This window comes from Kitasatospora sp. NPDC057692 (genome assembly GCF_042799475.1).
In the GTDB taxonomy this organism is placed as follows: Bacteria; Actinomycetota; Actinomycetes; order Streptomycetales; family Streptomycetaceae; genus Kitasatospora.
Window position 1 is genome coordinate 1 of record NZ_JBHVIV010000114.1, and the last position, 23,380, is coordinate 23,380.

At 76.3% G+C, this 23,380-nt stretch carries 23 protein-coding genes and 1 pseudogene; 16 read left to right on the forward strand and 8 right to left on the reverse strand.

All coding sequences use genetic code 11. The features are described from left to right. Positions 1-387: 387 nt before the first annotated feature. The 5 genes from ACFVFS_RS36750 to ACFVFS_RS36770 all read left to right on the forward strand — a co-directional run bounded on the left by ACFVFS_RS36750 (position 388) and on the right by ACFVFS_RS36770 (position 4,833). Positions 388-1,194: a putative protein N(5)-glutamine methyltransferase gene (locus ACFVFS_RS36750; protein WP_380629313.1), complete on the forward strand. Its 807-nt coding sequence runs from the start codon at positions 388-390 to the stop codon at positions 1,192-1,194. A 103-nt stretch (positions 1,195-1,297) separates the two neighbouring features. Next, positions 1,298-2,164, forward strand: a complete 867-nt coding sequence (locus tag ACFVFS_RS36755) for an NmrA family transcriptional regulator (RefSeq protein WP_380629314.1) — start codon at positions 1,298-1,300, stop codon at positions 2,162-2,164. Positions 2,165-2,260: 96 nt separating this feature from the next. Beyond that, positions 2,261-2,821 carry a DUF1772 domain-containing protein gene (locus ACFVFS_RS36760; RefSeq protein ID WP_380629315.1) on the forward strand — a complete coding sequence of 187 codons (561 nt, stop codon included), beginning with the start codon at positions 2,261-2,263 and terminating at the stop codon, positions 2,819-2,821. 45 nt (positions 2,822-2,866) lie between these two features. Further along, positions 2,867-3,634 (forward strand): HAD hydrolase family protein, encoded by a 768-nt coding sequence (locus ACFVFS_RS36765; RefSeq protein ID WP_380629316.1) that lies wholly within the window; start codon positions 2,867-2,869, stop codon positions 3,632-3,634. A gap of 152 nt (positions 3,635-3,786) precedes the next feature. Continuing rightward, positions 3,787-4,833 (forward strand): AraC family transcriptional regulator, encoded by a 1,047-nt coding sequence (locus tag ACFVFS_RS36770; protein WP_380629317.1) that lies wholly within the window; start codon positions 3,787-3,789, stop codon positions 4,831-4,833. Positions 4,834-4,882: 49 nt separating this feature from the next. On the opposite strand, the gene ACFVFS_RS36775 is transcribed toward ACFVFS_RS36770, so the two are convergent. The 3 genes from ACFVFS_RS36775 to ACFVFS_RS36785 all read right to left on the reverse strand — a co-directional run bounded on the left by ACFVFS_RS36775 (position 4,883) and on the right by ACFVFS_RS36785 (position 7,284). Continuing rightward, positions 4,883-5,380 carry an anthrone oxygenase family protein gene (locus ACFVFS_RS36775; RefSeq protein WP_380629318.1) on the reverse strand — a complete coding sequence of 166 codons (498 nt, stop codon included), beginning with the start codon at positions 5,378-5,380 and terminating at the stop codon, positions 4,883-4,885. Positions 5,381-5,549: 169 nt separating this feature from the next. Continuing rightward, positions 5,550-6,248, reverse strand: coding sequence for a histone deacetylase (locus ACFVFS_RS36780; RefSeq protein ID WP_380629319.1), 699 nt, complete (start codon positions 6,246-6,248; stop codon positions 5,550-5,552). 91 nt (positions 6,249-6,339) lie between these two features. Beyond that, positions 6,340-7,284 carry an NUDIX domain-containing protein gene (locus tag ACFVFS_RS36785; protein ID WP_380629320.1) on the reverse strand — a complete coding sequence of 315 codons (945 nt, stop codon included), beginning with the start codon at positions 7,282-7,284 and terminating at the stop codon, positions 6,340-6,342. Positions 7,285-7,809: 525 nt separating this feature from the next. Here ACFVFS_RS36785 and ACFVFS_RS36790 point away from each other — a divergent pair. Next, positions 7,810-9,615: a trypsin-like serine protease gene (locus ACFVFS_RS36790; protein WP_380629321.1), complete on the forward strand. Its 1,806-nt coding sequence runs from the start codon at positions 7,810-7,812 to the stop codon at positions 9,613-9,615. A gap of 86 nt (positions 9,616-9,701) precedes the next feature. Here ACFVFS_RS36790 and ACFVFS_RS36795 read toward each other — a convergent pair whose 3' ends face one another. Beyond that, positions 9,702-10,649 (reverse strand): LysR family transcriptional regulator, encoded by a 948-nt coding sequence (locus tag ACFVFS_RS36795; protein WP_380629322.1) that lies wholly within the window; start codon positions 10,647-10,649, stop codon positions 9,702-9,704. A 107-nt stretch (positions 10,650-10,756) separates the two neighbouring features. Here ACFVFS_RS36795 and ACFVFS_RS36800 point away from each other — a divergent pair, with 107 nt between their 5' ends. Both ACFVFS_RS36800 and ACFVFS_RS36805 read left to right on the forward strand, forming a co-directional pair. Continuing rightward, a complete protein-coding gene (locus tag ACFVFS_RS36800; protein WP_380629323.1) occupies positions 10,757-11,674 on the forward strand; it encodes an NAD(P)H-binding protein in 918 nt (305 codons plus the stop codon). Continuing rightward, complete coding sequence (locus tag ACFVFS_RS36805) at positions 11,664-12,029, forward strand: darcynin family protein (protein ID WP_380629324.1); 366 nt, start codon at positions 11,664-11,666, stop codon at positions 12,027-12,029. The genes ACFVFS_RS36800 and ACFVFS_RS36805 overlap by 11 nt, the downstream gene beginning before the upstream one ends. Positions 12,030-12,053: 24 nt before the next feature. Here ACFVFS_RS36805 and ACFVFS_RS36810 read toward each other — a convergent pair whose 3' ends face one another. Beyond that, positions 12,054-12,473 (reverse strand): SH3 domain-containing protein, encoded by a 420-nt coding sequence (locus ACFVFS_RS36810; protein ID WP_380629325.1) that lies wholly within the window; start codon positions 12,471-12,473, stop codon positions 12,054-12,056. A 235-nt stretch (positions 12,474-12,708) separates the two neighbouring features. Between ACFVFS_RS36810 and ACFVFS_RS36815 the strand changes: the two genes are divergently transcribed. After that, complete coding sequence (locus ACFVFS_RS36815) at positions 12,709-14,523, forward strand: protein kinase (RefSeq protein WP_380629326.1); 1,815 nt, start codon at positions 12,709-12,711, stop codon at positions 14,521-14,523. 220 nt (positions 14,524-14,743) lie between these two features. Further along, positions 14,744-15,229, forward strand: coding sequence for a histidine kinase (locus tag ACFVFS_RS36820; RefSeq protein ID WP_380629327.1), 486 nt, complete (start codon positions 14,744-14,746; stop codon positions 15,227-15,229). 34 nt (positions 15,230-15,263) lie between these two features. Here the strand turns inward: ACFVFS_RS36820 and ACFVFS_RS36825 are convergent, their stop codons facing one another. Both ACFVFS_RS36825 and ACFVFS_RS36830 read right to left on the reverse strand, forming a co-directional pair. Beyond that, positions 15,264-15,464: a hypothetical protein gene (locus tag ACFVFS_RS36825; RefSeq protein ID WP_380629328.1), complete on the reverse strand. Its 201-nt coding sequence runs from the start codon at positions 15,462-15,464 to the stop codon at positions 15,264-15,266. A 77-nt stretch (positions 15,465-15,541) separates the two neighbouring features. Next, positions 15,542-16,252: a DUF6193 family natural product biosynthesis protein gene (locus ACFVFS_RS36830; protein WP_380629329.1), complete on the reverse strand. Its 711-nt coding sequence runs from the start codon at positions 16,250-16,252 to the stop codon at positions 15,542-15,544. Between the two features lie 213 nt (positions 16,253-16,465). Between ACFVFS_RS36830 and pepN the strand changes: the two genes are divergently transcribed. After that, a complete protein-coding gene (gene pepN / locus ACFVFS_RS36835; RefSeq protein ID WP_380629330.1) occupies positions 16,466-18,955 on the forward strand; it encodes an aminopeptidase N in 2,490 nt (829 codons plus the stop codon). 112 nt (positions 18,956-19,067) lie between these two features. On the opposite strand, the gene ACFVFS_RS36840 is transcribed toward pepN, so the two are convergent. Beyond that, positions 19,068-20,120, reverse strand: coding sequence for an ArsR/SmtB family transcription factor (locus tag ACFVFS_RS36840; RefSeq protein ID WP_380629331.1), 1,053 nt, complete (start codon positions 20,118-20,120; stop codon positions 19,068-19,070). 91 nt (positions 20,121-20,211) lie between these two features. On the opposite strand from ACFVFS_RS36840, the gene ACFVFS_RS36845 reads away from it, so the two are divergent. From ACFVFS_RS36845 to ACFVFS_RS36865, 5 genes and pseudogenes are all read left to right on the forward strand, one after another. Further along, positions 20,212-21,432, forward strand: coding sequence for an MFS transporter (locus ACFVFS_RS36845; protein WP_380629332.1), 1,221 nt, complete (start codon positions 20,212-20,214; stop codon positions 21,430-21,432). 57 nt (positions 21,433-21,489) lie between these two features. Then, entirely contained in the window at positions 21,490-22,245 is a 756-nt protein-coding gene (locus ACFVFS_RS36850; protein ID WP_380629333.1) for a hypothetical protein, read from the forward strand. A gap of 53 nt (positions 22,246-22,298) precedes the next feature. Further along, complete coding sequence (locus ACFVFS_RS36855) at positions 22,299-22,655, forward strand: GNAT family N-acetyltransferase (RefSeq protein ID WP_380629334.1); 357 nt, start codon at positions 22,299-22,301, stop codon at positions 22,653-22,655. Continuing rightward, positions 22,652-23,134, forward strand: coding sequence for an OsmC family protein (locus ACFVFS_RS36860; protein ID WP_380629335.1), 483 nt, complete (start codon positions 22,652-22,654; stop codon positions 23,132-23,134). The genes ACFVFS_RS36855 and ACFVFS_RS36860 overlap by 4 nt, the downstream gene beginning before the upstream one ends. Beyond that, positions 23,127-23,380: pseudogene (locus tag ACFVFS_RS36865) on the forward strand (pirin family protein); the annotation flags it as partial. The gene ACFVFS_RS36860 and the pseudogene ACFVFS_RS36865, both read left to right, overlap by 8 nt.

Here is a 23,380-nt window from a genome sequence, read left to right on the forward strand (position 1 = left end):
GAGAGCTACCTCGCCGGCCTCCACCTTCGTGGCGCGATGATCTGGATCAAGGACCTCACCAGAGCCGCTTGATCACGACCAAATACGCGCCCTAGGAGTGGCTCGGGGAGACGGCCCGCGGTGCCGGCCGGGCGACCCCGGGCGGCGGATGCGGTATGGTTTCGGACGCCGCAGAAGTAAGCGTAGAGACGGGGAGGTGAGAACCCATGACCGCTGTGCCGGAACGGGTGCTCCCCGGCCGCGACGGCGACACCCTCGTGCAGGACCACGCCCGGCCGTAGCGCCGGCCGCCGTCCCGAGCGCGGGACCGTCCGCCGTTCGGCGACGCATCGCGCGGGAGCCCCGGGTTCGGACGACGTCCTCCCACCTGTGCTCCGAGGGGTTCCCTTGCCTGTCCACCCGTCCGTCAACCTCCGCTCCGCCGTCATCACCCGGCTGCGCGCCGCCGGCTGCGTCTTCGCCGAGGACGAGGCGCGCATCCTGCTCGCCGCCGCCGCGACGCCCGCCGAGCTCGCCGCCATGGTCCGCGACCGCGCCGCCGGCCGACCGCTCGAACACGTCGCCGGCTGGGCCGAGTTCGCCTGCCTGCGGATCGCCGTCGACCCCGGGGTCTTCGTGCCCCGCCGGCGCAGCGAGTTCCTGGCCCGCTCCGCCGCCGCGCTCGCCCGTGAGGGCGCACTGGTGGTCGACCTGTGCTGCGGCACCGGCGCCCTCGGCGCGGCGCTCGCCGCCACCGTCGACCACCCCGTCCGGCTGTACGCCGCCGACCTCGACCCGGCCGCCGTCCGCTGCGCCCGCCGCAACCTCGCCGCGAGCGGCGCCGAGGTGTTCGAGGGCGACCTCTTCGAGGCCCTGCCGCCCGGCCTGCGCGGCCGGGTGGACGTGCTGCTCGCCAACGTCCCGTACGTGCCCACCGCCGACATCGCGCTGCTGCCCGCCGAGGCCCGGCTGCACGAGGCCCGGCCGGCACTGGACGGCGGCGCCGACGGCCTCGACGTGCTGCGCCGGGTGGCCGCCGACGCCCCGCGGTGGCTCGCCCCGGGCGGCGCGCTGTTCTTCGAGACCAGCGACCAGCAGGCCGCGACCGCCCTCGGCGTGGTCACCGCCGCCGGCCTCACCGCCGTCCTCGGCTACGACGAGGACCTCGACGCCACCGTGGTCACCGCCACCCGGCCGCCGGGCGCCGTGCTGTAGCCGCGGCCCCGACGCACCCGGCCGTCGGCGCGCAGCCGTAGACGCGCGCACATGCGGCTGAGCGCGACGGCCATGTCCGGGCGGCGGCGCGCGGAGTTGACTGATGCCCATGAACGAGAACGCGAACGCGAACAGCACCCAGCAGCCCCGCACCACCGCCGCCGCCCGGACCGTCCTGGTCACCGGCGGTACCGGCAAGACCGGCCGACGGGTGGCCGAGCGCCTGACCGCGCTCGGCCACACCGCCCGGATCGGCTCGCGCACCGCGCCGGTCCCGTTCGACTGGAACGACGACACCACCTGGGACGCCGCCCTCGACGGCGTCACCGCCGCCTACCTCGCCTACTCCCCGGACCTCGCCTTCCCCGGCGCGGTGGAGAGCGTCGGCGCCTTCGCCCGGCACGCCGCCAAGGCCGGGGTCGAGCGACTGGTGCTGCTCTCCGGGCGCGGTGAGGAGGCCGCGCAGGCCGCCGAGGCGGCGGTCGCCGAGGCCGGCACCGGCTGGACGGTGGTCCGCTGCTCCTGGTTCTCCCAGAACTTCTCCGAGAGCTTCTTCCTGGACGCGGTGCTGGCGGGCGAGCTGGCGGTGCCGACCGGCACCGCCGTCGAGCCCTTCGTCGACGCGGACGACATCGCCGACGTCGCCGTGGCGGCGCTCACCGAGGACGGCCACGACGGCGAGGTCTACGAGCTGACCGGCCCGCGCCTGCTCTCCTTCGCCGACGCCGCCGCCGAGCTGTCCGCGGCGACCGGGCGGGACATCCGCTTCACCCCGATCACCGTCGAGGAGTGCCGCGAGATGCTGGCGGCCATCGGCCTGCCCGCCGACTTCGCCGACCTCTTCACGCTGATCCTGGACGGCCGCAACGCCTGCCTGGCGGACGGGGTGCGGCGGGTGCTCGGCCGCGAGCCGCGCGACTTCGCCGACTTCGCCCGGGACACCGCCGCGTCCGGCGTCTGGAACGTCTGAACACCCCCGCCGAACCCCGCCGTTCCGGCCCCGGCCCGGGGATCCGCGCGTGATCCCCGGGCCGCCGCCCGCCCCGACCCCTCCTGGAGCCCGCTCATGTCCACCGCTCCCGCTCCCGCCGTCACGGCTGCGACCGCCGCCGCCGCGGCCGCCTCCTCGCGCGCCACCGGCCCGGTGCTCGCCACCGCCGCCACCGCGATGGGGCTGATGTCCGGCCTCTTCTTCGCCTTCGACGTCTCCGTCATGCCGGGCCTCGCCGCCGGCGACGACCGCACCTACGTGACCGCCATGCAGCACATCAACACCGCGATCACCAACCCGGTCTTCGGCGCGGTCTTCGTGGGCGCCCTCGCGATGCCCGCCGTCGGCACCTGGCTGCTGCACCGCTCCGGCCAGCGCGCCGCCACCCTGTGGACGGCCGTGGCGGCCCTGCTCTACCTGGCCGCGCTGGTCCTCACCGGTGCCGTGAACATCCCGCTCAACGACCGGCTCGCGGCGGCCGGCGACCCCGCCGGGATCACCGACTTCGCGGCAGTCCGGGCCGCCTTCGCGCCGACCTGGACGACCGCCAACATCGCCCGCACCGTGCTCTGCACCGCCGCGCTGGCCGCCCTCACCCGCGCCCTCCTGGTCCACCGCCGTCCCGCCGCCCGCTGATCGCCCGCCGGCGGACCGCCCGGGCCCGCTGGATACGATCTCCTCATGATCATCTCCAGCGCCCGCACCACGGTCTTCGACATCGACGGCACGCTCTGCTTCGACGGAAGGACGATCGACCGCCGGATCCTCGCCGCCGTCGAGGCCTGTGAACGCGCCGGGCACCGGCTGGTCTTCGCCTCCGCCCGGCCGGTCCGCGACCTCCTGCCGGTCCTGGACGGAGCCTTCCCCGCCGCCACGCTGATCGGCGGCAACGGCAGCCTGGTCTCCGTCGACGGCCGGGTCCGGGCACGCGCCGCCTTCGACGCCGGCGACCTCGGCAAGCTGCTGGTCGAGGCCGAGCGGTTCCGGGCGGGCTACCTCGCCGACGGCCCCTGGGACTACGCCTACACCGGGCCGGCCGACCACCCGATCCTCGGCCGCGTCGACCAGGGCCGGCTGGCCCGCCGGGTCGGCCTCGCCGACCTCCCCGCCGTGGTGAAGTTCCTCGTGGTCGACGCCACCGACCTGGCGGCCCTCGCCGAGGCCGGCCGGGTGCTGGGGATGACCGTCAACCACCACGTCGACGAGTCGATCGCCGACTTCGCGCCGGGCGCCACGAACAAGTGGGAGGCTCTGGCCTCCCTGGGCATCGAGGAGTACGACGCCTTCGGCAACGACGTCAACGACCTCGACCTGCTGCGCAACGCCCGGCACGCGGTCAGGGTCGGCGCCCACCCGGGGCTGGACGGCGTCGCCGGGGTCACCGTCGCCCCCGACCCGGCCGCCGTCGCCGAGGAGATCCTCCGGCTGGCCGCGGCGACGGCAGCCTGACGCGAGGAGGTGCGGGGACGCGCGAGGACGCGCCCGCAGGGGCGCGCGGGGCACCCGGGGCGAGCGGCCACCGGGGAGGCCGGAGTGCACGGCGGCGCCGGCGTCTGCCACGATGGACGACGCTCCTTGACGCCTCGCCAGGAAGGCCCGCCATGGACACCCTGTCCGGGCTGCTCGACAACCCCAAGGCCCGCTGCGCGTTCGTGCTGCGCTCCGTCCTCAGCACGCCGTGGGCGCTGCGGATCGAGGACCGCGCGCCGTTGTCGCTGGTGACCATGCTGGACGGCGAGGCGTGGATCCTGCCGGACGGCGGGAAACCGGTGTCGCTGCGGCCGGGGGACCTGGCACTGCTGCGCGGGCCGGACGCGTACGTGGTCGCGGACGACCCGGGGACCGAGGCGGGGATCGTCATCGGCCCCGGCCAGATCTGCTCCCGGGACGGCGTCAGCGTCGCCACCTCGATGGCCCTCGGGGTACGGACCTGGGGCGAGACCCGGCCGGGCGACGAGCGGCCGTCGGTGATGCTGTCCGGCACCTACCGGGCCGAGCACGAGATCGGCCGCCGGCTGCTGGCCCATCTGCCGACCCTGCTGGTGCGGCCCGTCGGGGTGAACACCACCGAGGACACCCTGGTCCGGCTGCTCGCCACCGAGGTCACCCGGGCCGAGCCCGGCCAGGAGGTGGTGCTGGACCGGCTGTTGGACCTGCTGGTGGTCGGGATGCTGCGCGGCTGGCTGGCCGCCCCGGACGCCGACGCGCCCGGCTGGCTGCTGGCGCAGGCCGACGAGGTGGTCGGTCCGGCGCTGCGGCTGCTGCACGACGATCCGGCCCGGCCCTGGACGGTGGCCGCGCTCGCCGCGGAGGTCGGGGTCTCCCGGGCCGGGCTGGCCCGGCGGTTCACCGCTCTGGTCGGGGAACCGCCGATGGCCTACCTGGCGAACTGGCGGCTGGCGCTGGCGGCCGACCTGCTGCGCGACCCCGGGCTCACGATCGCGGCGGTGGCCCGCCGGGTGGGCTACGGCGACGCGTTCGCGCTCAGCACCGCCTTCAAACGGGTGCGCGGGCTCACCCCGCAGGAGCACCGCCGCCTGGCCGTCGTCGGCACCCCGGCCGGCGGCCCGGAGGACGGGGCGACAGTGGGCGCGGCTGTGCAGCCCGCCCGCCCCGGGCCGACCACCGTGGTGCTGGCGGCCGGCTGAACGCGCCGGGGCGGCGCCGGCGAAGCCTTCAACCATCCTCGCGTGGGCCTCAGTTCGGACCGATGGAGCTGTGCATCACCAGCGCCCAGCAGAGGAAGCCGAGCGCCGCCGTGGACAGCAGCGCCCGCGCCGCACTCCACCTCACCCGTCGTGCCCCGGACGGGTCCCGCGGGTCGACCGGCTCCGCGTGCTCCGTCCGGCCCGCCTCGCCGGCCTCCGCCAGCGCCTGGCTCAGCGGGAGGTTGACCGCCCTGGTAGCCACCAGCGAGCCGGTGTAGCAGACCAGCGCGCCGACGGCCGCGGGCAGCACCCGGTGCCCGTCGCTCGGCAGGTGCAGCACGACGGCCGCGGCCGTGGAGACCAGCGCCCCGGCGAAGCCCAACAGGTACCACCCGTTGGGGACCGCCACGTTGAGCCGCTGCATCACCTGGACGACGGCGAGGTTGTCGGCGGTGCGCAGCCCCGGTGTCACCGAGGCGTAGGTGTAGAAGAGCCCGGACGTCACTCCGGTGGTGACGGTCGCCGCCACCAGTGCGAAGACCCGCATCGCCTCCATGTCGCCATGCCCCCGTCCTGTCGGCCGGCGCCGCCCGAACGAAGCGGCCCGACTGCCGATCATCCGTCATCGAACGGCCCTCTGACCACCGAATTGGCCGATAGGGCAATGATGATGACGAATGGTCATGTCATGGCGGCCGGAACCCGACCGCGGAGGGTCAGCCTCCGGTGCGCCCGGCGAGTGCGGCCAGCAGGGCGTCGACGGTCCAGTGCCCGGCGGCGCCCGGGCGGGTGCTGAGGTAGGCGGCGGTGCGGCGCGGCGACCAGCCGTGCGCGTCGGCCAGCCCGGCGGCGAGGTTGCGCAGGTAGCGGGCGCGCGGGGCGTTCAGCGCGGCCTCGGCCAGCGTCCACGGGGCGGTGAAGGTCAGGACGGGGACGCCGTCCAGCGTGCCGGGGCAGACCAGGGTCTGGTACCGGCCCGGTCCCTGCGGGTCGTGCCCGGTCCGCAGCGCGGCGGTCAGGTCGAGGTCGGCGCCCGGCCCGCCGCCCATCTCCTGGGCGGCGATGTCGCTGAACTGCCCGGCGCTCAGCAGGTACGCCCGGGCGGGCGCGGTGCCGGGCCGGCGGGGGTCGTAGAAGGCCATGCCGCCGCCCCAGGTCCGCGACTCCAGGGCGAAGTAGAGCAGCCCGGGCAGCCGGACCGGCACCGAGCGCTCCGGCGGCCGGGCGTCGCGGCAGCCGGGGTAGTCCCGTTCGCCTCCGAGCGGCCGTCCGCCACGCAGGTAGCAGGTGAGCCGCTCGGCGTGCATGTTCGAGCCGTACGCGGCGTACCAGACCAGGGGCGGCGGCGGGGCCGGTGCGGGACCCGACGGGGCGGGGCCGGGCGGCGGGCTGGCGAGCGGTCGGATCTCCTCCACGGCCGGTGAGGCTACCCGACCGGCCCACCCGGACCGGCCCCTCCGGGCAGGCGCGCCGGGTGGGCGCGGCGGGCGGGCCGGGCACCCGGGGTCAGCGCCGGGCCTCGAACGGCCCCGGCGGGTAGGCGCCGGTCGCGGTCCGGCCGGACGCGCGGGCCGCCAGGGCCTGCCGGGCCGCGTACCCCCGGTCCGGTCCGGCCGCGGCGTCCAGCTCCTCGTCGGGGCGGAACCAGGCCCAGTCGGTGATCTCCCCGTCCGGGCAGCCGAGCCGGACCACGGCCGGTTCGGCGGTGCCGAAGTCGTGGAAGAACTGCACGATGGGGTGGTCCGCGCCGGGCGCCGGGTGCTGCCAGACCACCGCGAGCAGGGGCCCGGGCGGCCGGTCGAGCCCGGTCTCCTCCCGCAGTTCGCGGGCCGCCCCGGTCGGCGAGTCCTCGTGGCTGTCGAGCACACCGCCCGGGAAGTTCCACCGCCCGGCGTCCGGCCGCCGGTCCGGTTCCCGGACCCGCGACTTCACCATCAGCAGCCGCCCGTCCGGCGCGGTCACCACGGCGGCCGTGCACAGCCACGCGCGCGGTGTGGTGGCCAGCCACTGGGGGCGCGGCAGGTGCGGGCGGGCCGGGGCGTGGGCCCGCAGGAAGCGGACGGCGGCGGGGGAGGCGCCGGGCAGGTTGTCCGTGAAGAACCAGGCGTGGGTGGCGTGCCGGGGGAGGACGAGGCGGTCCAGCGCTCCGGGCGCGTGCGCCGACAGCGCGAACACGTGCCACCGCGCCGCCTCCGCCCTGCCCGCCGACCCGTCCGCCGGCCCGTCCTCGAACACCCCGGCCGGCCGCACCGCGGCGGCGGCCACCCCGCAGACCTCGGCCAGGGCGCGGACGGCCGCCGCCGCCGGGTCCTCGGCCGGGCGGGCGGCGGCGGACGGCAGCTCCCAGCGGCCGTCCGGACGGCGCAGCAGCAGGACCCGGCCCAGCGCATCGGTGACGAGCACGGCGGCGAGTACGGCGGCGGGCGGCGAGGGACGGGGTGAACGCTCCACCTGGGGGCCTCCTTCGACGAGGGAACGACGGGGCACGGGCACGGTCACGGGTGTGTCGGCGGGCTCCGGTCACCGTCCGCCCGGCGCCGAGGTCCAGCGGCCCCTACCCGCCGACGCTCGCCCCGGAACCCCCGCCCCCGCACGCCCGGGCGCCCACAGGGGCGCGCCACGGTGCCGTGCGCCCGCCGGAAGCCGTTTCCAAACAGGACATAGGTGAGTACGCGAATAAAGTGCCAGAAATGGCAAAGGACCGTCGATCATATGGCATTCCGAGGCTTTCCCGCCCATCGGTTCCGTGTCCGATGGGCCGTCACCTTCCGTTGGTCAATCCGTTCTTGTGCGATCGGACTCTTGTGGGGATGATGATCTCCGATATCCCGCGCATGCCTCACCGCGCCGAGCGGGTCTGCCGTCGCCGGGCGACTCGCGGACGGCGCCGTCGAGGACGAAGGGCTTGCCTTGCTCGAATCCCGTTTCCCGAAGAATTTCTTGGCAACCACCACCAGTAGCTCGGAGGTCCGGCCCGTGTCCCGCACCCGTATACGAACCCTCAAGGCCGGCGCCCTGGCGGCGACCCTCGCCGCGGGCGCCCTGACCGCGTTCTCCGCCTCCACCGCGGGCGCCGTGGCGGGCGACCCGGCGGGTGACGGCTCGTACGCCTACACCGCGCGGATCGCGATCGGTGACAACGTCCGCGCCTGCACCGGCGCGCTGGTGGACCGGTACTGGGTGCTCACGGCGGCCTCGTGCTTCGCCGTCGACCCCGCCCAGCCGACCGTCGTCGGCGAGACGCCGAACTGGAACACCACCGTCACCGTGGGCCGCACCGACCTGACCGCGAGCGGCACGGGCGCGGTCAGGACCGTGGAGAAGCTGGTGACCGGCGCGGGCCGCGACCTGGTGATGGCCAAGCTGGCCGCCCCGGTCGACGGCATCACCCCGCTGCGGGTCGCGGAGTCGGCGCCGACCGCGGCCGAGACGCTCCGGGTGCCCGCCTTCGGCCGCACCAAGGACGAATGGGTGCCCACCAGGCTGCACTCCGGCGCCTTCACCCTCGGAGCGGTGCGCCCGGCCGGGGTCGACATCACCGGTACCGGCGGCGCGGCGATCTGCAAGGGCGACACCGGCGCCCCGGTGATCCGCGGAACCGGTGCGGGCGCCGAACTGGTCGCCGTGGCCACCCGGTCCTGGCAGGGCGGCTGCCTCGGGGAGACCGAGACCCGCACCGGTGCCACCGGCACCCGCACCGACGACGTCTTCGGCTGGATCAACACGACCCGGCACAGCACGCCGTCCGGCACCAGCCTCACCGGCACGCCGTCCACGATCGAGGACCCGGTCGACCACCACCTGGTGACCTACATCCAGGACAGCGCCAACCACCTGTGGTCCTTCGACCCGCAGGGCGAGCGCTGGTTCGACCACGGCGGCTACGCCGCCGCCGCGCCGACGGCCGTCGTCGACCCCGTCACCCACCGCGTCGTGGTCTACGTCAACGGCCCGGACAACCGGCTCTGGTCGTTCGACGAGCGCGACGGCAGGAAGTGGACCGAGTTCCCCGCGACCCCGCTCGGCACCGTCCTGGCGCCCGACGCCGTGCCGCGCGCGATCGTCGACCCGGTCACCAACCGCCTGGTCGTCTTCATCCGCGACACCGCGAGGCGCCTGTGGTCCTTCGACCCGCAGAGCCGGACCTGGACCGACGTCTTCCCCGAGATCGCCGCGTCGATGGTCGCCACCGACGCCGTGCCGATCATCAACCCCAACGACCATCACATCACGCTCTACTACAACGGGCCGGACAACCGGCTGAACTCCCTCTCGCTCCCCGACCGGACGCGGACCGAGTTCGTCCTGACCCCCGCCGGCACCGCGATGGCCCCCGACGCCGTGCCCAGCACGGTCGTCGACCCCGCCAGCGGGCACTTCGTCACGTACCTCCGCGACACCGCCCACAACCTCTGGTCGGTGGATCCGTTCGGCCCCGGCTGGGTCCACCTGGGCTGGAACCCCGGCCAGGCGATGGCCGCCACCGACCCCGTCGCGGCGGTGAACCCGCGCACCAACCACGTCAACGTGTTCGTGAACGGGCCGGAGAACGAGCTCTACTCCTTCGACCCGCAGGGCGGCGGCCAGCACAACGGCTGGACCCGGTACGTCCACACCCTGGCGGACACCGTGCTGGCCCCCGACGCGGTGCCCTTCGCGGTCGTCGACCCGACCGACGGCAACCTGACCACCTTCCTCCGCGACACGAAGAGCACGCTGTGGTCCGTGGACCCGGCGGCCGAGGGATGGGTCCCGCACGTGGGCGGCCCCTCCGCCCCCTGACCCGCCGAACACCGCGCGGCCGCACCGCCGCACCGCGACCGGGGCCCGCCTTCCTCCCGGGAAGGCGGGCCCCGGTCCGTCGGCGCCTACCCCTCCCCGGCCGGGCGCAGGACGCGGCGGACGGCGGCGCGCAGCCACTGGTGGGCGCCGTCGGCGGTGTGGCGCGGGTGCCAGGCCATGCCGATGGTGAGCGGCGGCAGCGGCAGCGGGATGTCCAGCAGACGCAGCCCCAGGGCGTGCGCGGCGTCGCCGAGCGGGGAAGGGGGCTCGCCCGGCAGCGCGGCCGGCACCAGGCAGACCGTGTCGCCGGCCGCGGCCAGCGCCATCGCCGCCAGGTGCCCGGGCAGGACGACGCCGACCCGCCGGCTGAGCCCGTGCGCGGCCAGGGCCGCGTCCAGCGGGCCGGTGAAGCGGCCCCGGCGGCTGACCGCCACGTGCTCGGCCGCCGCCAGCCGGGCGGGCGTCAGGGTCCCCTCCGTGAGCGGGTGCCCGGCCCGGACGCCGGCCGCCATCCGCAGGGTGACCAGCTCCTCGACCCGGGTCTCCGGGTCGACGTGGTCGATGGCCCCGACCTCCAGGTCGACCCGGCCCTCGCGCAGCGCGGGGCCGGCCTCCCACTCCTCGGGCAGCACCCGCAGCGAGACCCCCGGTGCCTGGCGCCGGGCCAGCGCGAGCAGGCCCGGCGCCAGCGCCGCGCCGACCAGGTCCGCGGCCTGGAGGGTGAAGGTGCGCCGCAGGACGGCGGGGTCGATCCCGCCGCTCGGGGTGAGCAGGGCCTCCAGCCGGCGCACCACCGCGCCGGCCTCGTCCCGCAGCGCCTCGGCGCGGGGGGTGGGCACCATCGCCTGCCCGGCCCGTACCAGGAGCGGATCCTGCAGCACCCGGCGCAACCGGGCCAGGGTGCGGCTCATCGCCGCGGGGGAGGTGTGCAGCCGCGCGGCGGCACGGGTGACGCTCTGCTCGGTCAGCAGGGCGTCGAGGGCGACGGCGAGATTGGCGTCGAGGTTCGGCTTGGGGCTGCTCACCGGTGTCATTCCGTTCCGGGCAAGGATTGAATGCTGAAGTTCCCATTGTGGCAACGCGGTTGGCGTCCGCACGATGAGGGGGTCGTACCGATCCGACAAACGCCCGAGAGGTTTTCATGATCGTCATTACCGCTCCCACCGGGAACATCGGCCGCCGCCTGCTGTCGCTGCTGGTCGAGGCCGCGCCCGCGCACGGGGAGGAACTGCGCGTGGTGGTCCGCGACCCCGCCCGGCTCCCCGGGTCCGTGCGCGGACGGGTCGAGGTGGTCGCCGGCTCGCACGGCGACGCCGCGACCGTCGAGCGCGCCTTCGCCGGTGCCGACGCCGTGTTCTGGCTGGTGCCGCCGGACGGCTCGGTCACGCCCGAGGAGGCGTACAGCGGCTTCACCCGCCCGGCCGCGCGGGCGTTCGCCACCCACGGCGTCGGCCACGTCGTCGGCGTGTCGGCGCTCGGCCGCGGCACCCCGCAGGCCGCCCTGGCCGGGCTGGTCACCGCCTCCCTGGCCGTGGACGACCTGATCGCCGGCTCCGGCGCATCCTACCGCGCCCTGGCCAACCCGTCCTTCTTCGAGAACCTGCTGGAGGAGGCCGCCTCGATCCGCCAGGACGGCGTCTTCACCGACACCGCCGCCGCGGACCGCCCCGCCCCGATGGTGGCCGCCGCCGACATCGCCGCGACGGCGGCCGGGCTGCTGCTGGACCGCTCCTGGACCGGCGTCGACAGCGTCCCGGTGCTCGGCCCGCAGGACCTCTCGCCCGAGGACCTGGCCCGCATCATGACCGAGGAGCTGGGCCGCCCGGTCCGCTACCGGCGGCAGACGCTCGACGAACTGCGCTCCGAGCTGCTCGGGTACGGCCTCGACGAGGCCTTCGTCGAGGGCATGGTGGACATGAAGCGCGCCAAGGACCAGGGCCTGGACGCGGTCGCCGGCCGCTCGCCGCAGGCGGTCCCGGCCACCGGATTCGCGCAGTGGTGCGCGCAGACCCTCAAGCCCGCCGTCCTCGCCGCTCCGGAGGCCGCCGATGCCCGCTGACCGCACCGAGCCGCCGGTCACCGCGTTCATGCTGGTCAAAACCACGCCCGAGTGGCTGGCGATGACGGTGGCCGAACGCGTCCACGCCTTCACCACCCAGGTCGTCCCGGTGATCGAGGCCGGTACCCGCGGCGTCCGGTCCCGCTTCTACGACACGGAGTTCTACTCGGCGCGGGTCACCGACATCTGGGTCTGGGAGGCCGACGACCACGACGCCTACCGGCTGCTGATCGACGCGCTGCGCGAAACCCCCTTCTGGGACCGCTACTTCGACGTCGTCGAGCTGCTCGTGGGCACCGAGAACGGCTACGCCCGCACCTACGGCCTGGAGCCGGTGGCCACCCTCGCCACCTGACGTCCCCGCCCGGACCGGCCGCCGTCACCCCTCCTCGCCCGCCGCCGTTCGCCCGGCGTCGGGCGGCGGGGTGGGGCAGACGGCGGCGGCCCGGCCCGGGGCGGGGTGGCTGAGCAGCGACCAGAGGACCCAGCCCGTCAGACCGCTGGGCCCGACCACGATCCGGCTCCAGCGGGTGCCCATCGGCGAGACCCAGGTGTCGACGATCTCGGCGGGCTCGCCGCACCGGGCCAGCCCCAGGACCGTGCCGTCGACCGAGTGCTCGCGCCGTACGTTGGCGGCGCTCGCGGCGACCACCCAGCCGCGCGGGGCGTCCGGCGGAGGCGGGCCCGGGGGCTGCTCCGCAGGCGGCGACAGGTGGTCGGTCCCCACGGCCACCACCAGGAGGACGAGGACCAACAGGGACAGCGAGGCCCAGGTGGCCCTTCCGACGTGTGCAGACATGCCGGGCACAACGATCCGGCCCGCCGGGCGCGGACCGCACCCGGCCCACGGCCACCCGGAAGGACCCGCCCGGCTCGCCCGGGAGGGTGGCGCCCGCCCCCGCCCCCCGTACGCCGGGCAACCGGAGCCCCGGCGCCCGGCACGGCCCCAACTCCGGTGCGGGCGGGCGCCCACGGAGTACCCGGCCGCCCGGGCGGTCGCCGCACTGTCCATGGCGGCCCCTACGATGTGCGGCATGAACACTGGGGGGCCGGAGACGCGGCTCATCGACAACCGCTTCGAACTGCTGGACCGCCTCGGCGGCGGCGGCATGGGCCTGGTCTGGCGCGCCCGCGACACCATGCTGCACCGCGAGGTCGCGCTCAAGGAGGTCCGCCCGCCGGACCCGGCGCTGGCCGCGGCCGACCCCACCGCCGCCGACGAACTGCGCGAGCGCGTGCTGCGCGAGGCCCGGGCGCTCGCCCGCCTCCAGCACCCGAACGTCGCGGTGATCCACCACATCGTCGACACCCCCGGACACCCCCACCCGTGGCTGGTCATGGAACTGGTCACCGGCGGCAGCCTCGCCGACCGGATCGCCCGCGGCCCGCTCACCGTCCCCGAGGCCGCCCGGATCGGCCGCGGCGTGCTCTCCGCGCTGCTCGCGGCGCACGCGGCCGGCATCCAGCACCGCGACGTCAAGCCCGGCAACGTGCTGCTGCGCCCCGACGGCACCCCCGTGCTCACCGACTTCGGCATCGCCGCGATGCAGGACGCCACCGCGCTCACCGCCACCGGCGCGCTGATCGGCTCGCCCGAGTACATCGCGCCGGAGCGGATCCGCGGCGAGGAGGGCAACCCGTCCTCCGACCTGTGGTCGCTCGGCATGCTGCTGTACGTCGCCGTCGAGGGCCACCACCCGCTGCGCCGCGCCACCACGCTGGCCACGCTCGCGGCCGTGCTCGACGAGCCCCTGCCGCCGCCGACCCGCTGCGGGCCGCTGGGGCCGGTGCTGGCGGCGCTGCTCGCCCGCGACCCGGCGGTGCGGCCGCCCGCCGCGCAGCTCGACCAGGCGCTCGCGGCGGCCGAGGCGGGCGGGACGGCCGGCCCGGCCGGTGCGGGCGGGCCCGCGGGGTACCCGCCCGCGGCGCCGTACCCGGGCCCGTACGCCGACCCGTCCTCGGGCTTCTCCTCGGGCTCCTCCTCGGGCTCCTTCGCGGGTCCGGCGGGCACGGCGTACCTTCCCGCGTCGGGCGACGGCCCCGCCGACATCACCGGGACGCGGTACCTCGGCGCGGCCGGGCCCGCCGAGACGCCCCCGCCATCGCCGACGCCGCCGGCCCGTCGCCGGAGCGGCGCCGCGGTCACCCTCGCCGTCGCCGGGGTCGCCGTGGCGGGCGTGCTGGCCTGGACGCTGCGTCCGGACGGGACCGGCGGCACGGCCAAGGCGGGCGCCGCCCCGAACGGCTCCTCGGCGCCCGCCGACTCCGCCCGCGCCGGCGGCGCCCCGCAGACCCAGGGCGCGGCTCCGGGCGCGGCAGCCTCCACCGGCCAGGCCGCCACGCCGTCCCCCGTACCGCCCGCCGCGGGCACCGCCTCCGCCACGCAGGCGGCCAAGCCGCCGGCGAGCACCTCCAAGGACCTGCTGACCCCGGACGGCGTCCGCACCGTCGTCGCGGCGATCACCGCGCAGAGCGGCGGTTCGAAGGTCAAGTCGCTCAACGTCTACCCGGGTTACGCGATGGCCCAGGTGCCGACCGCCGACGGCCGTAACTACGACTGGTACGACTACCGGGACGGCAAGGTCGCCAAGCGCACCGGCGGGACGATGGGCAAGGACAAACCGGTGGACCTCGCGCAGTACGACTGGGACGTCGTCCCCGCGCTGCTGAAGAAGGCCGACGAGACCCTCAACGTGAAGGACCCGACCAGCCGGTACCTGGTCATCGACACCTTCCCGAGCGACGGTCTGGCGAGCCTCCGGGTCTACCTCTCCGACGACTACCACAACAGCGGCTACCTGCTGGCGGACCCCAAGGGGAAGGTGCGCCGCACCTACGCCGCCGACTGAGCCGGTCGGCCGCCGGTCGGCTGCCGTTCGGTGGCCGACCGGCGCGGGTGCGGCCACGGACGGGGCACCACCGCAGGGCGGGCGGCCCGCTCCGGGCCCAAGCTGGACTCGTCCCGCGCCGCCCCGACGGGCCCCGGGACCGGTCGGCCGACCGTCTGACCGACCGACCGTCTGACCGGCCGGCCGCCTGACCGTCCGCCGAGCGAGGAGCCGTCGCGAGATGAGCGAGAACCACCACGTCCTGCTGCTCGACTTCACCGACCGCGCCGCCTGCCGCGCCGCCTTCGACGAGGCCGTGCACCTGCCCGGCCTGCACCAGTCCGCGATCGTCGAGCGCCTGACCGACGGCACCCTGGACTTCCCGGCCAGTCAGGTGCGCGGTGCGGGCACGCCGACCGTCGGCGGGGGCGTGGTCGGCGGCCTCGCCGGGCTGCTCGGCGGCCCGATCGGCGTCCTGCTGGGCTGGGCGGCCGGGACGGTGATCGGCAACGCCGCCGAGTCCTGGCGCGACCACGAGGGCGGCGCCGCGCTGATCGTGCTCAGCGAGGAGGTGGACGAGGGCCACTGCATGCTGGTGCTCGACATCGCCGAGACCTCGCCGCAGGCCGCCGACGACCTCGCCGCGCGCCACGGCGCCACCCTCCGCCGCCTCCCGGCCGCCGAGCTGGCCGAGCGCGTCAAGGCGGCCCGCCGCGCCGCCGAGTAGCGGAGGCCCGACCGGCGCCGCGGGCCGCCACGGCTCAGCGGCGCGGTGCGGTCGCCGAGGCCAGGAACATCGGCAGCGCGAGGAACAGGCGGTCGGCCGCGGCCCGTTCACGCTGCTCGGCGATCCAGGCGCGCGCCGGGACCTGCTGCGCGCCGAGGCGGAGGCGCTGCGCGCCCGCATCGCGGCCGCCCAGGCCTCCCTCGACCTCCTGGAGTGCGCGCTGGCCTGCGACCACGAGGACGTCACCCGGTGCGCCCGGTCCCGGCTCCCCGTGCCGTGAAGGCGCCGCGGGCCGCCCACGGACCTCCAGCCTCAGCTCGCCGGCCCGATCCCCTCCGGGAGGGCGGCCACCACGAGGGCGACGGCTTCCTCCGGCGTCTCGGTGCGCGCGACCAGCTCGCCTTCGTTCCACACTCCGTACAGTCCCTCGTCGTACGGGCAGACGACGTACCCGACCGGCGCCTTCCAGAACTCCTCGACACTGGTGGAGAACCAGAGGTTGAAGTGGCTGTTGACCGGCATCAGCCGACGGAGCACCGGCTGGGCGTACGCCGCCGCCAGCACCGCGTGGGCGCGCGGGTGCCGGTCGTACGGCGGCACGTGGACGCGGTCGAGCTTGACCTGCCACGTCAACTCGACGACGCCGAACGGCTCCCGCTCGTGGGCGAGGGCCCAGGGCCTGAACCGGACGAACGGCGCGTACGCCCTGGTCTCCTCAAGGCCCGCGCCGCCGGTCCACGCCGTCGTCGCCCTGACCACCTCGGTCAGGTCCGCCGTCCACCCGCAGGCCAGGCGCGTGCCGTTGTCCCGGAGGTCCACCTGGAACGTCCGCTGCCCCTCGTCGGGCGGACACACCGTCACGCGCCGACCGCTCCGCGCGTCGACGTACTCCGCGAGGCGGCCCCGCTTCCCGTCCGCCTCGGGCAGGGCAAGCCCGAGCCCCTCGGCCGTACGCCCGAGCGCGGCCCGGAGGGCCCCGTCCTCGTCCCAATCGTCCTCGCCGAGCCCCGCTCCGAAGTTCATCGCCCCAGTGTGCCCGAACCGTCGGAGGGGCTCGAGGGACCGGCCACCCGCTACGAGAAGGCCGCCACCGCCTCTCGGGCCGGACTCCACGGCGCGGGCGCCTCCGTCCGGTCGGCCCGCCGATCCGAAGGACGGGGCCCAAGGGCTCGCTTCGACGCGCCCGAAGCCGAAAAGCGGGTGCCGCCTGCCGTTCGATGGCCCAGCATGGCCCGTATGCCTGATCTCTCGGTCCTCACCCGCGCCGAGGCCGTCGAGCGCCGCCGGCTGCTCGACGTCCGCACCGTCCACCTCGACCTCGACCTGACCCGCGGCCGGGAGGTGTTCGGCTCCACCACGGTGATCCGCTTCGGCTGCACCACCCCCGGCGCCGGGACCCACCTGGACGTCAAGCCGTCCAGGCTCCACCGGGTGGTGCTGAACGGCCGCGAACTGGACGTCGACGCACTGCGGGCGGGACGCCTTCCGCTGACCGGTCTGGCGGCCGACAACGAGCTCACAGTCGAGGCCGAGATGGCCTACTCGCACACCGGCGAGGGCATGCACCGCTTCACCGACCCGGCGGACGGCGAGGACTACGTCTACACCCAGTCCTTCCTCGACGACGGCCCGCGGGTGTTCGCCTCCTTCGACCAGCCCGACCTCAAGGCGCGGTACACGGTGTCCGTCACCGCGCCGCAGGAGTGGACCGTGGTCGGCAACAGCGCGGGCCGCCAGGTCGCTCCCGGCCGCTGGGAGTTCGCGCCCACCCCGGCGATCAGCAGCTACCTGGTCGCGGTGGTGGCCGGCCCGCTGCACTCGGTGCACGCCGAGCACGACGGGATCCCGCTCGGCCTGCACTGCCGGCGCTCGCTCGCCGCCCACCTGGACGCCGACGCCGCCGAGCTGCTGGAGGTCACCCGACAGGGCTTCGACCACTACCACCGGATCTTCCGGCGCCGCTTCGCCTTCGACAGCTACGACCAGTGCTTCGTCCCGGAGTTCAACCTCGGTGCGATGGAGAACCCTGGCTGCGTCACGCTGCGCGACGACTACGTCTTCCGCTCCGCCGTGACCGACACCCAGCGCGAGCACCGCGCCCTGGTGGTGGTGCACGAGATGGCGCACATGTGGTTCGGCGACCTGGTCACCATGACGTGGTGGGACGACCTGTGGCTGAACGAGTCCTTCGCCGAGTACATGGCCCATGCCGTCACGGCCGCCGCCACCCGCTTCACCGGCGCCTGGACCGCCTTCGCCGCCGACGGCAAGACCTGGGGCTACGACGCCGACCAGCGCCCCTCCACCCACCCGGTGGCACCGGTCACGGTGGACGACACCGCCCAGGCGCTGCAGAACTTCGACGGCATCTCCTACGCCAAGGGCGCCGCCGCGCTGCGCCAGCTGGTCGCCTGGCTCGGCGAGGACGCCTTCCTGGCCGGGGTCAACGACCACTTCGACGCGCACGCCTTCGGCAACGCCACCCTCGACGACCTGCTCCGGGCACTGACGGCGGCCAGCGGCCGCGACGTCCACGGCTGGGCCGACCGCTGGCTGCGCACCACCGGCGTGGACACCCTGCGGGTGGCCGACGGCCGGATCGCGCACACCTCGGCCGACGGCGTCCTGCGCCCGCACCGGCTGACCGTGGGCCACTACCGCCGCACCGCCGAGGGCGCCCTGGAGCTCGCCGACCGGGTGCCGCTCGACCTTCCGGCCGACGGCACCGGGGCGCCGGCGGGCGCCGCCGAGCTGACGCTGCCCAACGACACCGACCTCGGCTTCGTCAAGGTCCGGCTCGACCCCGGCTCCTGGCAGACCGTGCGGTCCTCGCTCGGCGCCGTGCCCGAGGAGCTGGCCAGGGCGGTGCTCTGGGCCTCCGCCCGGGACCAGGTGCTGGACGGCGAGCTGGCGCCGGGGGAGTACCTGCGGCTGGTCGCCGCCCACCTGCCGGGCGAGACCTCGGTGCACCTGGTGGACGCGGCGCTCTCCTTCGCCCGCACCTTCGTGACGGACTGCGCCGTGCCGCCGGCCGAGCGCCCGGCGGCGCTGGCCCTCCTGGCGGAGGTCTGCCGGACCCTGCTGCGGCGCACCAAGGGCGGGGCGGACGGCACCGGTCTGCGCCTGGTGGCCGTGCGCGGTGTGATCGGCACCGCCGCCGACCCGGCGCAGGCCGCCGAGCTGCGCGACTGGCTGGCGGCCGGCACCGTGCCCGGCGGGCCGGTGCTCGACCCGGACCTGCGCTGGCAGCTGCTGCTGCGGCTGTGCGTGCTCGGCGCGGCGGGTGAGCCGGAGATCGCCGCCGAGCTCGCCGCCCACCCCAGCGACACCAGCGAGGAGGGCGCCGCCCGATGCCGCGCCGCGCTGCCCGACCCGGCGGCCAAGGAGGCCGCCTGGCAGGCGCTCTTCCACGGCGAGCTCTCCAACTACCTCGCCGCCTCCACCGCGAGCGGCCTGTGGCAGCCCGAGCAGACCGAGCTGCTGGACGGGCTGACCGTGCGCTACTTCGAGGAGCTGGGGCCGGCCGCCGCCCGCCGGGGCCCGGCGCTGGCCCGGGTGCTCACCCGGGCGGGCTTCCCCGCCTTCGCCGCCACCGAGCGGACGGTGCGGGCGGCCGAGGCCTGCCTGGCCGATCCGGCCCTCACCGAGGCGACCCGGCGCGGACTGGTCGACCAACTGGACACCCTGCGCCGCGCGGTCCGGGCGAGGGCGCTGGCCGGGAAGTAGCACCCGGGGCGCGGCCGGGCGGCGGACGCGGGTGGACGCAGGCGGGCGCGGGCGGGCGTGGGTGGACGATGCGGGGGAGGACGCGCCGCCGCCCGGTGCAGCGCCGCCCGGCTCAGCGCCGCTCGCCCGCGTCCGCCCCGGCCTCCAGCAGGACCTGGCCGGCCGGGGCGCGGTGGTACAGCACCGAGCGGCCCGCCCGGCGGCGCAGCGCGAGCCCGGACTCGCGCAGGATCCGCAGATGGCGGCCCACCGAACCGAGCGGCAGCCCGGTCAGGGCCACCAGCTGACTGGTGGTCTTCGGCGTGTCCAGCAGGGCGAGCAGCGCCGCCCGGCCCGGCCCGAGCAGGGCGGCCAGCGCCTTCGGAACCGGACGCCGGCCCTCCTCGGCCAGCACGCCCGAGCACGGGTAGACCACCGCGTAGCGGCGCCCCGGCGCCGCGCGCCGCCGCCCGTCGACCGGCGGCACGTCCCAGCACAGCCAGCTCTGCTGCGGGGTGACCGGGACGAACAGCAACTGCACCCCGCTGAGCTCCATCGGCTCCGGCCCGTCGTCCCGGTGGCCGATCCCCAGGCGCTCGCCGCCGAGCCAGCGCATCCCGGGGCGCAGGTCGCTCAGCGCGTCCGCCCAGCCGCCCGCACCGAGCCGGGCGGTGCGCGCCAGCACGTCCGCCTCGATGATCCGCCGCCGCTGCGGCCAGCCCGGCTCGACGGTCTCCGTCCACACCCAGGCCAGCAGGTCGGCGGCGCGCTCCGCCAGGTCGCCGCGGTCCAGCGGCGGCGGCAGCGCCGTGCCCAGGGACTCCGCCAGGTCGGCCCGGGCGATGGCGGGCGGCGTCGCCCGGACCTCCGCCAGCTCCCGGGCGAACAGCTCCCCGTCCGCCACCCGCCGGCCGCCCGTGCGGTGCTCCGCGGCGCCCGGCGTCGGAGTGAGGAAGGTCGCGTTCCAGCGCGGGCCCAGCGCCGCCCGGACCAGCGCGGCGGTGACGGGGTCGGCGGCCAGCCGCTCCTGGTAGCGGGGGAGTGCGGCGTCCAGCCACCGCCGCTCGCCCGGGTGGGCGCCGTCGGCCCGGTGAAGGGTCTTCAGCGCGGCGACCGTCTCGGCGAGCGGGGAGAGCGCGAACCGGCTCCCCGCCAGGGTGTCCGCGTCCAGCCGCCACCAGACCACGATCCCCGGCCCTCCCTCGCGCTCACGGCCGCGTTTCGCCGCCCGGCGAAAACCTAACGCCCTGCCGATCGCGCCGGAAAGACTCCGCCGCATGCACACCCACTCCGCCCACCGCCCCCACCGCGGCCACCGCACCTACCGGGAGCTGTTCCGCGACCGCGAGTTCAGCGCCCTGTTCCTGTACTCCGCCACCCAGACCGCCGCCCAGACGGTGGCCGGGCTCGCGCTGGGCGTGCTGGTGTTCCGGCGGACCGAATCACCGCTGCTCGCCTCGCTCGCCATGTTCGGCCCGGCGCTCGCCCACCTGGTCGGGGCGGCCACCGTGCTGTCCGCCGCCGACCGGCTCCCGCCGCGCGCCGCCCTGACCGGGCTCGGCCTGCTGCTCGCCGCCGGCACCGGCGTCCAGGCACTGCCCGGACTCCCCGTGGCGGCGCTGTTCCCGGTCCTGCTCGTCCTCGGGGTGGCCGGCGCGGCGGGCGGCGGCGCGCGCTACGGGCTGCTCCACGACGTCCTCAGCCGGGACGGCTACCTGCTGGGGCGCTCCGCCCTCAACCTGGCGGCGGGCCTGGTCCAGATCGGCGGATTCGCCGTCGGCGGCGCGCTGGTCGCCGCCCTCGCGCCGTCCGGCGCGCTGCTCACGTCCGCCGCCCTGCACCTGCTGTCCGCCGGTACGGCCCGCGCCGGGCTGCGAGGGCGCCCGGCCAGGGCCGACGGGCGGCCCTCCGTCGCGGGCACCTGGCGGGCCAACGCGCGCCTCTGGTCCTCCGCGCCGCGCCGGTCCGTGTACCTGGCACTGTGGGTGCCCAACGGCCTGATCGTGGGCGTCGAGGCGCTCTACGTCCCGTACCGCCCGGACGCCGCCGGACTGCTGTTCGCCGTCGGGGCGCTCGGCATGCTGGTCGGGGACGTGCTCGCCGGGCGGCTGCTGCCGGCCCGGTGGCGGGAGCGGTTGGCCGTCCCGCTCTGCGCACTGCTGGCCGCGCCGTACCTGGGCTTCGCGCTGGAGCCCGCGCTGCCGCTCGCGGCGGCGCTGGTGGCGGTGGCCACCGTCGGGTACGGCGCGGGCCTGCTGCTGCAGGAGCGGCTCGTGGCGCTGACGCCGCCCGAGCTGAGCGGGCAGGCGCTCGGCCTGCACGGCTCCGGCATGCTCGCCCTCCAGGGCGTCGGCGCGGCGGCGGCGGGCGCGCTCGCCGAGGCGACCTCGGCCGCCACCGCCATGGCGTGGACCGCCGCCGCCTCGCTGGCCGTCACCGCCCTGCTCGCGCCGGGCCTGCGACCCGGTTCCGGCGCCGTCCCGGGGCCGGGGGACTGACGGTGCGTACTGCTAGCATCCGCGCAATCCGAACGAAGATCGAACAGGGTGGGCGCGGTGCAGGAAGACCGGCTGCGGAAGCAGGAACAGCCGAACGAGCAGGACCCGAGCCAGGAGGATCCGGACGGGAGAACCGCGGCGGCGGAGGGCGCGGGGGCGGGCGCGGCCCGGCGCCGCCGCATCGCGGTCGGTGTCGCGGCGGGCGTGTGCACCCTGGCGCTGGTGGGCGCGGGCGGCTGGGCGATGAGCGGGTCGGGCGCCGCGGAGCCGGCGCCGCCGGGCACCCCGACCGTCTCGCCGAGCGCCTCCCCGAGCACCTCGCCGTCCCCGACGGCTCCCGTCCCGGAGACCCCGCCGACCGAGGCCCCCGCCGTTTCGGTGGCCCCGACCGCCGCCGAGCCGGTGCCCGACGCCCCCGACGCCTCCTCAGCCCCGGCGGCCCCCGCCGAGCCGACGCCGGGCCGCCCGGCCACGCGTCCCTCGGCCCCGGTCGCCCCGCCCGCCCAACGCCCGACCACGCCTCCGAAGGCGGCCCGGCCCACCGCGCCGCCGGCTCCGCCGGTGACGCCTCCGGCGGCTCCCCAGCAGCCCGCCCCTCCGGCCCAGCCCGCGCCCCCGCCCGCCCCCAAGCCGCCGGCCCCCGAACCGACCTACGACCCGCGCGAGGGTCCCGGCCCGGGTGAGTGGACCGTCCCGCCGCGCCCGGTTCCCACCCTGCCGCCGCCGCGTCCGACCAACGCCCCCTGCCCGCCCGGCCAGATCGGCGCCTGGGACGGCTGCCACCCGCTTCCCCCGCCGATCACGCTGTCCTGAGACTCCCAGACCGCCCGGCTCGCGCCGGGCGGTCTTGATCTTCTATTAGTTGAATGCTAAATTACTTCCGACGCCAGGGCCCGACCCCCAGGAGAGACGACATGAGCACGACCGCCGTTGCCGACAACCCCGAGAAGTCCCGCTACGAGATCACCTCCGACGGTGAACTCGCCGGTTTCGCCGAGTATCACCGCTACGAGAACGAAATCGCGTTCATCCACACCGAGATCGACCCGCGCTTCGGCGGCCAGGGCCTCGGCGGCATCCTCGCCCGCGCCGCGCTCGACGACGCCCGCGCCAACGAGCTGGCCGTGCTCCCGTACTGCCCGTTCATCCGCGGCTGGCTGACCAAGCACCCCGAGTACCACGACCTCGTCCCGGCCGCCAAGCGCGAGCGGTTCGGCCTGTGACCGCCGCCGAAGCGACCGGGGGAGCCCCGGAGGCCGCGGCCGGCTTCGTCCGCGCCGCGGCCGCCGTCGCCACCAGCACCGCCGACGACTACCGCGTCGACATCCGCTCCGGCCGCCACAAGCTGTCCGCCGACGAGCCCGATTCGGCCGGCGGCGCCGACACCGCCACCACCCCGGTCGGCCTGCTGCTCTCCGCGCTCGGCTCCTGCACCGCGATCACCCTGCGGATGTACGCCCAGCGCAAGCAGTGGCCGCTGGACACCGTGCGGGTTCACCTCGGCTACGAGAAGGGCCCGGAGAAGGCCGTCCGCATCACCCGGCGGATCGACCTCCTCGGCGACCTCGACGACGCCCAGCGCGCCCGCCTGCTCGACATCGCCGACCGGACCCCGGTCACCCGCGCCGTCTCGGCCGGCACCCCCATCGTCCCGGCCGCCCCGCGCGCCTCGACCTCCGGAAACGGGGCCCACCATGGCTGAACCCGACCTCGCCGTTCCGACCCTCCGCGGCGGCCGCGCCGACACCCCGGGCGGCCCCGTGCACGAACTCCTCGCCCCGCGCGAGACCGCCCTCGGCGGCAGCACCGTCGTCCGCCGTCTGCTCCCGAACATGGGCCGGCGGATGGTGGGGGCGTGGTGCTTCGTGGACCACTACGGCCCGGACGACATCGCGGACGAGCCGGGCATGCAGGTACCCCCGCACCCGCACATGGGTCTGCAGACGGT